The 13,370-nt window shown below is 70.4% G+C and carries 12 protein-coding genes and 1 riboswitch; of the genes, 2 read left to right on the forward strand and 10 right to left on the reverse strand.

Annotated features, from left to right (window positions below):
- Positions 1-795: 795 nt before the first annotated feature.
- The 4 genes from LVY72_RS22900 to LVY72_RS22915 all read right to left on the reverse strand — a co-directional run bounded on the left by LVY72_RS22900 (position 796) and on the right by LVY72_RS22915 (position 5,327).
- Positions 796-1,650: a pentapeptide repeat-containing protein gene (locus LVY72_RS22900; protein WP_269092828.1), complete on the reverse strand. Its 855-nt coding sequence runs from the start codon at positions 1,648-1,650 to the stop codon at positions 796-798.
- Positions 1,651-1,836: 186 nt separating this feature from the next.
- Entirely contained in the window at positions 1,837-3,231 is a 1,395-nt protein-coding gene (locus LVY72_RS22905) for an aldehyde dehydrogenase family protein (protein WP_237827064.1), read from the reverse strand.
- 165 nt (positions 3,232-3,396) lie between these two features.
- Positions 3,397-4,650: an acyl-CoA dehydrogenase family protein gene (locus LVY72_RS22910; RefSeq protein WP_237827067.1), complete on the reverse strand. Its 1,254-nt coding sequence runs from the start codon at positions 4,648-4,650 to the stop codon at positions 3,397-3,399.
- 38 nt (positions 4,651-4,688) lie between these two features.
- Positions 4,689-5,327, reverse strand: a complete 639-nt coding sequence (locus LVY72_RS22915) for an AmiS/UreI family transporter (protein WP_237827070.1) — start codon at positions 5,325-5,327, stop codon at positions 4,689-4,691.
- Between the two features lie 37 nt (positions 5,328-5,364).
- A riboswitch (SAM riboswitch) is annotated at positions 5,365-5,479 on the reverse strand.
- A gap of 149 nt (positions 5,480-5,628) precedes the next feature.
- On the opposite strand from LVY72_RS22915, the gene LVY72_RS22920 reads away from it, so the two are divergent.
- Both LVY72_RS22920 and LVY72_RS22925 read left to right on the forward strand, forming a co-directional pair.
- A complete protein-coding gene (locus LVY72_RS22920) occupies positions 5,629-6,954 on the forward strand; it encodes a uracil-xanthine permease family protein (RefSeq protein WP_237827073.1) in 1,326 nt (441 codons plus the stop codon).
- A 95-nt stretch (positions 6,955-7,049) separates the two neighbouring features.
- Positions 7,050-7,259, forward strand: a complete 210-nt coding sequence (locus LVY72_RS22925; RefSeq protein WP_237827076.1) for a dodecin — start codon at positions 7,050-7,052, stop codon at positions 7,257-7,259.
- A gap of 32 nt (positions 7,260-7,291) precedes the next feature.
- On the opposite strand, the gene LVY72_RS22930 is transcribed toward LVY72_RS22925, so the two are convergent.
- The 6 genes from LVY72_RS22930 to LVY72_RS22955 form a co-directional block, all read right to left on the reverse strand.
- On the reverse strand, positions 7,292-8,413 hold the full coding sequence (locus LVY72_RS22930; protein ID WP_237827079.1) for a glycerate kinase: 1,122 nt from the start codon (positions 8,411-8,413) through the stop codon (positions 7,292-7,294).
- Entirely contained in the window at positions 8,410-9,204 is a 795-nt protein-coding gene (locus LVY72_RS22935) for a glycerophosphodiester phosphodiesterase family protein (protein WP_237827093.1), read from the reverse strand. Before LVY72_RS22935 ends, LVY72_RS22930 begins: the two co-directional genes overlap by 4 nt.
- 125 nt (positions 9,205-9,329) lie before the next feature.
- Positions 9,330-10,133 (reverse strand): HAD family hydrolase, encoded by an 804-nt coding sequence (locus LVY72_RS22940; RefSeq protein WP_237827081.1) that lies wholly within the window; start codon positions 10,131-10,133, stop codon positions 9,330-9,332.
- A 34-nt stretch (positions 10,134-10,167) separates the two neighbouring features.
- Positions 10,168-11,085: a carbohydrate kinase family protein gene (locus LVY72_RS22945; RefSeq protein WP_237827083.1), complete on the reverse strand. Its 918-nt coding sequence runs from the start codon at positions 11,083-11,085 to the stop codon at positions 10,168-10,170.
- Positions 11,086-11,129: 44 nt separating this feature from the next.
- Positions 11,130-11,954 carry an alpha/beta hydrolase family protein gene (locus tag LVY72_RS22950; RefSeq protein WP_308190867.1) on the reverse strand — a complete coding sequence of 275 codons (825 nt, stop codon included), beginning with the start codon at positions 11,952-11,954 and terminating at the stop codon, positions 11,130-11,132.
- On the reverse strand, positions 11,903-12,895 hold the full coding sequence (locus LVY72_RS22955; RefSeq protein WP_237827084.1) for a LacI family DNA-binding transcriptional regulator: 993 nt from the start codon (positions 12,893-12,895) through the stop codon (positions 11,903-11,905). The genes LVY72_RS22950 and LVY72_RS22955 overlap by 52 nt, the downstream gene beginning before the upstream one ends.
- Positions 12,896-13,370: the final 475 nt, after the last annotated feature.

Genomic DNA, 13,370 nt, shown 5'->3' on the forward strand with positions numbered 1-13,370 from the left:
GGAAACAGTACGGACAAGCTGACTTCGGTTCCGCTCCGATCCCAGCCCCGGAGGGAACAGCGTCTCCCCCGGCAGGTGCCGCTCGCTCCACACCGTTGCATGCAGCGAGCGGGCGGATGAGCGAGTTGGAGTCCTGCCGTTCATGGTCTCCGATTGAGACCTTGAGTGGGCGGCAAGGCCGTCAAGGATTCCGGGAGAAAGTTCACAGGACCGGCACAGGTGCCGCAGGCAACTATGTCGTACGCTGGGGCTTGGGGAAGGGCCCCGGCCGCAGCCAGGGGATGCTGATCGGGGGAATCGGCCGGGGTCCTTCTGGGGTTCGTCGGCCCGGCATTTGGGGGGCATGCCGGCCCGGAGAACAGAGGACAGTTTGTCAGCGATCCGCCAAATAATCACATTCGTGTAACTGAAGTTACAGCGTTCCGTAACACGCCGGTGCTGCGGGGGGATAACGCCCGCGTCCGGCACGAACGGACCGGGGGCATCCCGCCAGGGCAGGACAGCCTCCAGGCACCTGCGGTCCGCTCTTCGGGCTTGCCGCCGGCAGTATCCGGACAAGGCGGAACGGCCGCTGCCTGCCGGACGAAATCCGGCTGATCCGGTCGGGCATGGCCGGTTCTGCCGCCAAAGGCCCGCTGCCGAGCTACCGCCGGTAAACCCCCTTATCGGCGGTGCCGGTCCAGGGCCTTGAAGTGACCGTGCGGCGCCGGAAAACGAAATCGGCGACCTTCCGGGAGAGACAGAACGTTCAACGCGGCATCCCCTGACCGGCACCTGCCGGAGGCCCGGCCCCGCTCAGCCGCCGGTCCAGTGCGGCGGAACCGACAATCCCGGCGGCAGCTGCGTGGCCGGGTTTCCCCGGGCGGCATTGATCTGGGGCTGGGTCAGGTAGAGGGCCGCCGATAGGTCGGCGCCCTCCAGCCGGGCATCGCGCAGGTCGGCCCCGAGCAGATCGGCGCCGGCCAGGTCGCTGCCGCGCAGGTCCGCCGCAATCAGGCAGGCACCGCGCAGGTCCGTCCCGCAAAGCCGGCGCCTTCCAAGATTCCGTCCCATGAGGTCGGCACCCGGCGCCAGGTCTGGCTCCAGGTGGTCGTCGCCAGCGGCAAAGTAGCCGGCCCGCACTTCCTCGCTGAGCTGCATCAGGACCGTCCTGACCTCGGCATGAAGCGCCGCGATGTCATGGCCGAGCAGTCCGGGCACGTCCATCTGCGTGAGCGTGGCAATCGTGTCCGTGAGCCGGTGCACGCCGGCCGCGGTGTCAGGATCAAGGGTGCGTTCCCTGGCCTCGGCCAGGTACCAGAGCAGTTCGTGCAGCTGGCGCACGGCTTTGAAGGCGGCGAACATTTCCCGTGTGGTGTCCGGGCTGTCGCGCCAGCTGACTCCGCCGAACAGCCGCTGGGAAACGACCTGTCCGGCGCCAAAGCAGTCGAAGACCGTGCAGCCGCGGAAGCCCCGGGGGCGCAGCCGGTCGTGGATTCCGCAGGAGAAGTCGGGGCCGAGATGTTCGCAGGGCAAGCCGGCGGGCTTGTCAGCGGCGAAATCCGCAGAACGGCAGAAGCCGAGGGCTGTGCAGCACAGGGCGAAGCAGTCGCCGCAGGCAGGGCGCAAGGCGTCCCTGTCGACGGCAGGGCGCAGGGCAGTGATGGTCAAGGTGTTCTCCAAATGGTGACGTCGGTATCGATCGGCGGGGCGGGGAACCCGTTGCCGGGGTTCCCCCTCCGGGGCACACCGAATCACCGCTCCACGGCGGTGCGTCAGACGCTCATGCAGGGGCGCTTGGGTCACAGAGAAAATTGATGAATCACTGTGGGCCAGCCTAGCAGCCCGGCAGCTGCCTCAAAGCAGCCGCTTGAGCAGTTCCGCCTTGCTCCACGAATACGGCGGGTACGCCACCCTCAGCGTGTCCACCAGCGCACTCTTGGACAGCACCGGGCGCAGCTGGCTGAAGGTGTCGAACGAGTGCCTGCCGTGGTAGGCCCCCATCCCGCTGGCCCCGACCCCGCCGAACGGCAGCCCGGGCACCATCGGGTGGGCGTTGCAGATGTTGTGGCCGACCGCCCCGGCCCGCACGGTCTCCTCGAAGATCCGCTGGTACTTCGGCCGCTCGCTGAACAGGTAGGCGGCCAGCGGGGCCGGCCGCTCGTTCACGAAGGCCACCGCCTCCGCCAGGCTGGGCACCTCCAGCACCGGCAGGATGGGCCCGAAGATCTCCTCCTGCATCACCGGCGCGTCCGGGTCCACGTCCACCAGCACCGTGGGTTCGATGTAGCGGCCGCTTGGCTCGCTGCCGCCGCCGCTGAGCACCGTGCCCTGGCCAAGGTAGCCGGTGAGCCGGTTGAAATGGTGTTCGTTGACGATCCTGCCGTAGTCCCGGCTGCGCGCCGGCCGCTTGCCGAAGAACTCGCGGATGGCCTCGGGCAGGTGCGTGCGCAGCGGGGCGGCGGCCTTGCCGACGACGAGCACGTAGTCGGGGGCCACGCAGGTCTGCCCGGCATTGAGGAATTTCCCGTGCGCGATGCGCCGGGCGATGTTCCCCCAGTGTCCGTCGACGACGACGGCGGGAGACTTGCCGCCGAGCTCCAGGGTCACCGGGGTCAGGTGGCGGGAGGCCGCCTGCAGCACCTGGCGGCCCACCTGCTCCCCGCCGGTGAAGAAAATATGGTCGAAGCGTTCCCGCAGCAGTTCGGCGGCGGTCTCCGGGCCGCCGTCGACAATCGCCACCACCTGCGGGTCCAGGTACTGCGGCACCAGCCGGCACAGCAGCCGTGCCGTGGCCGGGGCCAGCTCGCTGGGCTTGAGCACCGCGCAGTTGCCGGCGGCGAGCGCGCCGATGAGCGGGGACAGCAGCAGCTGGACCGGGTAGTTCCACGGCGCCAGGATCAGCACCACGCCCAGCGGCTGCGGCTGGACCCTGGCCTGGGCCGGCTGCAGGGCCAGCGGCACCTTGACGGAGGTCTCCTCCATCCAAGCGGGCAGGTGCAGCAGCACGTGGGAAATCTCGTGCTCCAGCAGGGCGAATTCGGACAGCCGGCTTTCCAGCGGATGCTTGCCCAGGTCCTCGGCCAGCGCCTGGGCGAGGTCCTTCTCGTTCTCGGCGAGGAGCCGGCGCAGGGCCTTCAGCTGCCCCACGCGGAAGCGCCGCGGCACGGTGGCCCGGGTGCGGAATCCCTCGCGCACCCGGGCCACCGCCGCGGCGGGCGGCGTACGTTCGAATGACCCCATTTCATCCATCAACGTGCCGCTCCCCCTTGATGTGTTCCCGGCCTGTGCCTGCCTGGGCAGGTGCCGTCCCCACGGCGGCTTCCACACAGTCTAGCGGCGAGGGTCCCGTCCTGAGCGAAGCGAAGGACGGGGAGCCGCTGGACGCTGGCATGCACTACCCCGGCCGGGGACACATCAGGCTTTGGACGCGCCGGGCTGCTGCCCGGCCTGCTGTCCGGGGCCGGTGCCGATGGCCCAGACCCGCGGCGGGACGGCGCCGTTGACCGCGTGGTCCCCGACGATCCGCGCCTTGAACACCCACGGATTGTGGCTGGCCGCGGTGCGGGCGTTGCGCCAGTGCCGGTCCAGGTTCTTGGCGGTGCTGGTGCCGGAGGCGCCGAGGGCGTCGAAGATGTCCGAGGTGGCGCGGGTGGCCAGCTCGGTCAGCACCACCTGGGCCTGGGCGGATTCCAGCTCGGCGTCGTCGTTGCGGCGCTCCTCCTCTGCCAGGTCGTCCAGGAAGGCGGCCTCGTAGGCGCGCTGCAGGGCGCCGGCGGCCCGCTCGAGGACGGCCTCGGCGGCGTAGGCGCGGGCGGTCACCTCGCCGACCACCTGCAGGATCTGCGGGTCCGCGGCAAAGGAATCGGCGTTGCCGTGCGAGAAGATGCGCGTGCGCCGGGCCACCTCGGCGGCGATCTCGCGGCTGGCGGTCCGGACGGTCCCGGCCAGCACCGCCAGCAGCACGGCCTGGTAGAACGCCGTCTGGTACTTGAAGCGGGTCTCGAAATCGATCACGTGCTCCGCCTCGACCACGGCGTCCGTAAAGGTGCTGGTCCCCGAGCCGGTGGTCTGCTGGCCGAAGCCGTCCCAGTCATCGCCGTGGGTGACGCCGGGCTGGTGCGCATCGACGACGGCGATGACCTTGGTGCCGTCGTCGGTGCGCTGCGCGAAGGTGTCGATCCAGTCCGCGAAGATGCTGCCGGTGGAGTAGTACTTGGTCCCGTTGATCCGGAAGGTTCCATCCGGCTGCGGCTCGACCTTGGTGACCACGTCGCCGATCTTCACCGCGCCCACCTCGGTCCAGGAGTTGCCGGCGATCTCGCCGTCGACGAACCGCTTGAGCCAGACGGCGCGCTGGGCCCCGGTGGAGACCAGCCGGTCCTCGACGAATGCAAAGTGGCCGCGCAGCGCCTGCGGGATGTTCGAGTCCGCGGCAGCCAGCTCGGCCAGCAGGCGGAACAGCTGCGGCAGCGAGGCGCCGAGGCCGCCGTCGGCCACCGGCACGCGCAGTGCCCCGAAGCCGGCCGCGGCCAGCTCCTTGATCTCGGCATAGGGCAGCCGGTGGTCCTTTTCGCGCGCCGAGGCGCCTTCGGCGATGCGCTCGAAGATCGGCCGGAAGCGGGCAGCCAAGGTTTCATAGTCGGCCTGGTGGATGGTGGCTGAAGTCATGACGGTACCTTTCGGACGGCAGGGCTGGGCAGGAAGGGTCAGACGGATACGGATTCGCGAGTTTCGACGGCGGCCGGGGCTGCCGCAGCCCCGGCGGGGCGGGCCTTGGCCAGCCCGCGGGCCAGGGCGAACAGGGCGGTTATGACGGCGGCGGATACGCCGGCCGCGTCCCAGCCGGCCGGCCACGCGCCGGACAGGCCCAGCAGCGCCGGCACCGCCGTCGTCAGCGGCCCGGTCAGCAGCGTGGTCCAGCCGGTGAACGCGGCCAGTGCGGTCCGGCCCAGCGCCAGCAGCTGGAAAAACAGGTACCACAGCACGGCCCAGGCCAGCCACAGCACGGCCAGCAGCGGATCCTGGGCGAGGTTCGAGGCGGCGTAGAACAGCGCCAGCAGCGCCACCAGGCCGCAGAACCAGCCCAGCCCGGCCGAGCCAAGGCCGAGCAGGGCATCCAAGCCCGCATACGCGTAGGTCAGGCCGAAGAGGAAGACGCCGCTGACACCCAGCAGCACGGCAGGGTCGCCGCCGGCGGCCGCGGCGGACACCGCGGCGAGGACCAGTTGGACGGTGCCGATCAGCAGGCTGAAAGCGCCGGCGTCCCGGCCCGGAATGCGTCCGAGCAGGCCCAGCCCATTGACCAGCAGCGCGGCGCCGGACAGGATCAGGCAGATAAAGGACATGACAGGGTTCCCCAGATTCTCGGGACGCCGCAGGACGGCGCCGTGCTTGCCCCGGCGCTGCTGCGCCGCGGCCAGATCGTCACCTGGGGCACCCCGCCACGGAAGAGGGTTGCCGTCCAACCAGCCAGGGCTTTGCATTGGAACTCGTAATCTGGCACCGAGCCTAGGACCGGGCCCGGCGGGCGCCCAAGTGTGTGACTTCGGGCGACTTTATGACAGGCCGGTGACGTAACAATGCCGACACGCTCTGGACGTAGGATTTTGCTGAGCCAACTTCCCCGCCCCCGTTGAAAGGCCCCCCATGAGCATGCCCGGCAAGTCATCAGCGTTCCACTGGAACATCCACGGGGACGGCAAGACCATCACCCCCGGCTCGGTGGTATCGCCGCAGGAACGGCTCAGCTGGCCGCGCACCATCGGCATCGGCGCCCAGCACGTGGTGGCGATGTTCGGCGCCACCTTCCTGGTGCCGCTGCTGACCGGTTTCCCGCCCGCCACCACCCTGCTCTTCTCCGGCGTCGGAACCATCCTGTTCCTGATCATCACCGCCGGCAGGATCCCCAGCTACCTCGGCTCCAGCTTCGCGTTCATTGCGCCGATCGGGGCGGCGACGAACCAGTACGGCATGGGCGGGGCGCTCGGCGGACTGATCATGGCCGGGGCGGTGCTCTTCCTGGTCGGCCTGGTGGTCCAAAAGGCCGGGGCCCACTGGATCCAGGTGGTCATGCCGCCGGTGGTCACCGGTGCCATCGTGGCCCTGATCGGCCTGAACCTGGCGCCCGCGGCCAAGGCGAACTTCGAAGCGGGCCCGGTCACCGGGCTGGTCACGGTGGTGGCCATCCTGCTGGCCACCGTGCTGTTCCGCGGACTGCTGGGCCGACTGTCCATCCTGATCGGCGTGCTGGCCGGCTACCTGACCGCGGTACTCCTCGGTGAGGTGGACTTCTCCGTCATCGGTGACGCCGCATGGGTCGGTCTGCCGCCGTTCCAGCTGCCTTCCTTCCACCTGTCCGTGGCCGGACTGTTCGTGCCGGTGGTGGTGGTGCTGGTGGCCGAGAACATCGGGCACGTGAAGTCGGTGGCGGCCATGACCGGGCAGAACCTGGACCCTTACGCCGGCCGGGCGCTGATGGCCGACGGCCTGGCCACCGTGCTGGCCGGTACCGGCGGCGGTTCCGGCACCACCACGTACGCGGAGAACATCGGCGTGATGGCCGCGTCCAAGGTCTACTCCACCGCCGCCTACTGGGTGGCCGGCATCGTCGCGGTGCTGCTGAGCCTGTTCCCCAAGTTCGGCGCCCTGATTGCCACCGTGCCCCCGGGGGTGCTCGGCGGTGCGGGCGTGGTGCTGTACGGCATGATCGGCATCCTGGGCGTGCGGATCTGGGTGCAGAACCGGGTGAATTTCGGCAACCCGATCAACCTTTCGGTCGCCGGCGTCTCCCTGGTGGTTGCGATCGCCAACTTCACCTGGACCGTGGGCGAGCTGCGTTTCGAAGGCATTGCGCTGGGTACCGCGGCCGCGCTGATCATCTACCACGGCATGAACCTGATCGCCCGCTGGCGCGGGACCGAGCCGCTGGACGCCGCCGAGGACGAGGGCGTCCGGCCGTCCAAGCTCGGCTGATCCCGATCCGGACCCTAGCGTGGACCCGGCATTGCCATTAGCCTTGCAGGCACGTGCCCCGGGGCCGGTCCCGGGGCCATCTTCGAGGAGGAAGCATGGCCAACCATGTCTACAGCGTCTCTGAAATCGTCGGCACCTCCCCGGACGGCATCGACGCGGCGGTCAAAAACGCCGTGGCACAGGCCAGCAAGACGCTGCGCAACCTGGACTGGTTCGAGGTCACGAACGTGCGCGGCCATCTGGTGGACGGCGCCGTCGCCGACTGGCAGGTGACCATCAAGCTCGGCTTCCGGATCGAGGAGTAGCCGGGCCGCAGGCGCACCGGCCGCCCGGCGGTTCAGGCTCCTTCCAAGGCCTGCTGGGTGGCCAGCGCGAGGTATTCCGCCGGGCGGGCAAAGGCCTCCTGTGGCGTGCGCGCCACGTCCAGCACGCTGACCGCTGCGGCGACCCCGCGTCCGGCCAGCTCCTGTAGAGGCAGCGTGATGCTACCGGCCACGACGACGGCGGGGACCCCGTGTGCCTGTGCCCGCTCCACCACCCCGAGCGGCGCCTTGCCGCGCAGGGACTGCCCGTCCAGCGCCCCCTCCCCGGTGATCACCAGGTCCGCAGCGGCAAGCGCCTCGTCCAGCCCCACCAGCTCCGCCACCAGGTCGAAGCCGCGCTGCAGGCGCGCGTTGGTGAAGGCCAGGAACGCCGCCGGGTACCCGCCGGCCGCCCCCGCGCCGGGAACATCCACGGCGGAGCCGGTGACGTCCTCGAGCAGGTCGGCCCAGTGCCGCAGCGCCTCGTCCAGCAGGTTCCGCGCCGTGGCGTCGGCACCCTTCTGGGCCCCGAACAGCTGGGCGGCGCCCTCCGGGCCCGTCAGCGGGCTGTCCACGTCCGCGGCGATCCGCAGCACGGTGGACTGCAGCCGGGCATCGAGCCGGGAATCCTCCGCCCAGCGGGCCGACAGCAGCGCCGCGCCGCCAAGGGGCACCTCCGCGCCGCCGTCGTCGTAAACCTTCAGGCCCAAGGCGCGCAGCGCGCCGGAACCGCCGTCGGTCATCGCTGAGCCGCCGAGGCCGAGCACAATCTCGGAGGCACCGGCCTCCAGCGCGGCGGCGATGAGCTGGCCGCTGCCGTAGGAGTGCGCGGCCAGGGCGGTCTGCACCGAAGGCTCCACCAGCAGCAGTCCGCAAGCCCGGGCAATCTCGATCACGGCGGTGCGCCGTCCGGGCCGTTCCAGCAGCGCCCAGGAGGCGTTCACGTCCTTGTCCAGCGGACCGCGGACCCGCTCCGTGCGCTGCTCGGCCCCGGCGGCGAGCGCAGCCTCCAGGGTTCCCTCGCCTCCGTCGGCCACCGGCAGCAGCCTGACCTGGGCGTCCGGGTATACCCGCAGCACGCCCTGGGCCATGGCCGCGGCGGCCTCTGCGGCGGACAGTGTGCCCTTGAACTTGTCCGGGGCGACCAGCACCCTCACGGCCGCACCCGCTGGGGCCAGAAGCCGCGCTCCCGCATGACATCGGCCAGCAGGTCCGCCCGGTCCGTCATCAGTCCGTCCACGCCCAGGTCCAGCAGACGCTCCATTTCCGTCCTTTCGTTGATGGTCCATACATGCACGGCCAGCCCGGCCCGGTGGCAGCGGCGCACAAAACCGGGGGTGACCACCGGGTACCGGCCGTAGCGGACCGGCACCTGGACCGCCTGCATCCGGGCCGCCCGGCCCAGCGTCCGGGTCAGGCCCAGCCGGCCCAGCGCGGCCAGCGCCGTCAGCGACACCACGCCCCCGGAGCTGGCTGCGGGCCGGGTCAGGGTCCGGAAGACCCCCAGCCGGCGCCGGTCCGAGAAAGAGGTCACGAGCACCCGGTCGTGCGCCGAGTACTTCTCAATCAGTTCCGCCAGCAGAGGCATGCCCGCCTTGTCCTTGACGTCCACGTTGAGCTTGACGTCGGGCCACTCGGCGAGCAGTTCCTCCAGCGTGGGGATGGGCTCGACGCCGCCGATCCGCACCTGCCGCAGCTGGCCGGCAGTGCACTGGGCGAGCGGGCCGTGGCCGTCGGTGACCCGGTCCAGGGTTTCGTCGTGAAAAACCATCAGCACGCCGTCGGCGCTGGTGCGCACGTCCGTTTCCAGGTACCCGTAGCCCATGGCGACGGCGGCCCGGAACGCGGCCATGGAATTCTCGTGTCCGGCCGGGGAGAACCCGCGGTGCGCGAAGGCCGCAGGTGCCCGGCGCGCCGGCCCCGGCAGCATATTCTCCAGGTACGGCATGCGGGTGCTCACCCTCGGTACTCTACCGCCGGCCGCGCAAACGCAGCCAAAGTGGGAGCGTCTAGAGTGGGACGCGAGGGCCCCGCTGTGGCGGCGAAGCCGACACTGAGGGAGCGTCCCAATCTCTAGAGCCGCGCGAGCCGGGATTCGATGATCCGGGCCACGCCGTCGTCCTCGAAGGCCGGCGCCTTGAAGCGGGCGGCCCCGATCGCCAGCGGATGCCCGGAGGCCATGGCATAGCCGTGCCCGGCCCACTCGAGCATCTCGATGTCATTGGGCATGTCCCCGAAGGCCACCACGTCCCCGGCGTCGATGCCCAGGGAGTCCGCGTAGCCGGCCAGCGTGACGGCCTTGTTGATGCCCGGCCGGGCCATTTCCAGCAGCGCGACTGTGGGCGCCGAATGGGTGACCGCCACCAGATGCGACACCGCGGGCAGCACCTCGGCCAGGAAGGCGTCCGGCTCCAGCTCCCCGACCCGGGCCAGGAACTTCACCACCGAGTCCCCGGCAACCAGGGATTCGCGCAGCGGCCGCGGCATGATCTTACCCAGCAGTTCCACCGAACTGGACTCGGCAAACCCGGGTTCAAGCTGGAACCCCTCGGTGGTCTCGGCAGCGAAGGTCGCTCGTGGATGCAGTCCCAGGATGATTTCGCGCGCTGCGAAGAGGTCCGGGTGCGGCACCGTCTGTGCCGAGAGCACGCGGTCCTCGGCCAGGTCGTAGAGTACCGCCCCGTTGGAGCAGATCACCATGCCCTCGTGGCCGATCTGCTCGCGCAGCGGAGTCAGCCAGCGCGGGGGCCGGCCGGTGACGAAGACGATCTGCACCCCGGCGTCCGCGGCATCATGGAAGGCACGCACCGTGCGCGGGCTGATCTTCCCGTCACGGCCGACAATGGTGCCGTCCAGATCGCTGGCTATCAAACGCATGAGTCTAGTTTAGGGGCCCCGACGGCCCGGCGGGTCAGTACTCCAGCTCGTCCCGGCTGGGCGGGTTGGCGCCGGCCCGGGAGACGGTGATCGCGGCCGCCCGGGTGGCGTACTCGAGGACCTCCTGCAGCTGCGTGCGGCCGATGTCCCGCAGCCGTTCCCGCCAGCCGGATCCGGCCAGACCCCGGTCCACCAGGACGCCGATGAGCGCGGCGGTGAAGGAGTCCCCGGCGCCGACGGTATCCACCACCTCCACATCCGGCGCGGCCACCTCGCAGCTGCCGCAGCGGGCCACCGCCCACGGGCCGCCGGCACCGCGCGTCACCACCACGAAGGCCGGCCCCAAGGCCAGCCAGGCCTGCGCGGTCTGCTCGGGGGAACGCTCCGGGTACAGCCAGCGCAGGTCCTCGTCGGAGGCGCGGACCAAGTCGCTGAGCCGGACGAACTTTTCGGCTTGCCGCCGGGCGAATTCCCGGTCCGTAATCAGCGTGGGCCGGCAGTTCGGATCGTAGCTGATGAGCGCGCGCGGGTGGGCGTGTTCGACGACGGCCAGCACCGTATGGGCGCCCGGCTCCAGCATTGCGGCCACCGAGCCGGTGTGCAGCCAGGTGGTGCCATCCAGCAGCCGCGGCAGGGCCTTCTCCAGCGGCGGCAGCTCCCAGAGCAGGTCGAAGGTGTAGTGGGCCGCGCCGGTGGAATCAAGCCGGGCCGTGGCCACGCTCGTGGGCCGGTCATCGGGCTCCAGCGGGACCAGCACCGCGTTGCGGCGCAGGTGGTGCAGGATCATCGCGCCGTACTCGTCCTGGCCGTAGCGGCCGACGAATTGGACCGGATGGCCGAGCCGGGCCAGGCCCACGGCCACATTCATGGGGCTGCCGCCCACATGCGTGCGCGGGGCGGACGCGTCGCCCTTGACCACATCCACCAGGGTTTCCCCGATCACAGTGAGCACAGAGCCAACCTAACAGAGCGCGCCCGAATCCGGCAGGCCCTGTCCTAATCCAGTCCGGCCAGCACGTGGCGGACCGCGGCCATGGCGGCCGAGCACGGATCGATCAGGGTGTAGTGGTCCCCCGGCACCAGGATAAGTTCGGCCCGTCCGCCCGCGGCCCGGTCCGCGGCCACATAGGATTCGGCCAGCTCCACCGGCACCGTGTCGTCGCCGGTGCCGTGGAAGGCATAGACCGGAACGTCCAGCGGCACGTGGCTGAGCGGATCCGCCAGCCGATGCGGCTCCGGCGCCGCCCCCAGGAAGTTGTCCACCGCGCCGTCGCTCAGACCCAGCTCGCGCGCCCGGCGCAGGTCCAGCACTCCGGATTGGCTGAGCACCGCGTCCAGCCGCAGTCTGGGCGCGCTCCCCGGTGTGCCCGGGGGCAGCCGGTGGCGTCCGGCGGCCCAGACCGCCAGCTGGCCGCCGGCCGAATGGCCCAAGGCGGCCACCCGGTCCAAGGCCAGGCCCCGGCCGGCGACGGCAGCGGCCAGCGCGTCGATGCCCGCGGCCACGTCCTCGAAGGTCTGCGGCCACCCGCCGCCGTTGCCGGCGCGGCGGTACTCGAGGTTCCAGCACAGCCAGCCCCGCGCGGCCAGGTCCCAGGCCAGCGGCTCGCCGAGTTCCGCCCCGTAGGCGGCGCGCCAGTAACCGCCGTGGATAATAACGACGGCGGTGCGCCGGGTCCGCGGCCGCGGCAGGTACAGCTCGGCGTACTGGCTCGGGTCCGGCCCGTACGCATGGTGTTCCCTCTCGACGGCCGCGGCCGGAGCCTGCCGGCTCAGTCGGCGTCGCCGCCGCGGGCGGTAGTGCCGCGGAAATGCAGCTTCCACGGGGCTGGCACGTGCCGGCCCCCGGGCTGGTTTTCCAAGCCGCCATGCTGCCGCGCCTCGAGGCGGGACAGCAGCAGCCGGACAATGTCGTCCTGGACGGGATCCGGACCCACCGTGCTCAGCGCCGGCTCGGCATCCTGGCCAATGTCCGAATTGCCTACGCCGATGATTTCCAGCTCCTGCGGGACCTTGATGCCCAGCCGTTCGGCGGCGATCCCAACGCACACGGCGTCCAGGTCCGTGGTGGCGAAGACCGCCGTGGGCGGTTCCTTGCCCGAAAGCAGTTCGAGCGCGTCCGTGTAGGTGGTCCGCCAGGAGCCTGGCGACGACCGTACCAGGGCCGGGTCCAGTTCCACGCCGTGGCGCTCCAGCCCGCTGCGGAAGAGCTCCAGCCGGCTCGGGCCGGACCTGGCATGCGCCCCGGTCCGCTCGATGACGCCGATCCGCCGGTGCCCGGAGGCCAGGTATTGGGCGGCCTCGGCGATGCCGCCGCCTTCGCCCATCGAGACGACGTCGAATCCCTTGGGCTCCAGCGTCTGCGACACCACCACCTGGGCGGCGCCGCGCGTGGCAAGGTCCGCGATGGTCCGCAGTTCCTCGGTGGATCCCGTGCTGAAGCCCAGGATGGCCCCGTCGGCACCACCGGAGAGCATGAAGTTGCGCCATGCCTCCTGACCCAGCAGGATCACCACCCGGTAGCCATGGCCGGGCAGGATCCGGTACGCCGCCTCAGCCAGCGAACGGTCCCATGGCGAATCGAGGTTCTCCACCACCACGGCCACGGTATCGGTACGGCCGCGCCGCATCCCTCGGGCCGCGTGGTTGGCCACGTAGCCCAGCGATTGCGCAGCCTGAAGTACCCGCTCCTTGGTCGGTTCGCTGATCCGGGTGGATCCGCCGTTGCGGCCGGACAAGACGTAGGAAACGGTTGCCAATGACACACCGGCCTGCTCCGCGACATCGCGAATGGTCGGCTTTAATGAACTCCCCATGTTCACTGCTTTCTTCCCCAAGAATCAGTAGAAGCCCCTGAAGTACAGCGTAACGTTATCCACAGGAATTGATAGGCCGTGGACGAAGAAAGTTAAACCTTTCCAAGAGTTCCATAGGGTCCGGTCCTTGATCCGGGGCTCCTCGCCGTTTCGCGGGTGTGTCCGCCGGCCGCGGAGCGGCGGCCGGGGGACTGCCGTGGTTCCTGTCCGTCCGGGTGGCTTGGATTTCAGCCAGCGGTCCCTGAGGCGACCGCCACGCGGCCTGCAGCGGCCGTCCCTCCATCGTCCTCGGCCGGCTACCGCCGGCGCCGTGGAGCCGGAGCGTTTCACGTGGATCCGGGCCGCCACCATGGGACTGCCGATCTTCTGGCAGTAGCTGGGGATGCGCCCCCCGGGGACGGCTTGTGCTGACCGGCTTGTGTCG

It is taken from the genome of Arthrobacter hankyongi (assembly GCF_022012395.1).
In the GTDB taxonomy this organism is placed as follows: domain Bacteria; phylum Actinomycetota; class Actinomycetes; order Actinomycetales; family Micrococcaceae; genus Crystallibacter; species Crystallibacter hankyongi.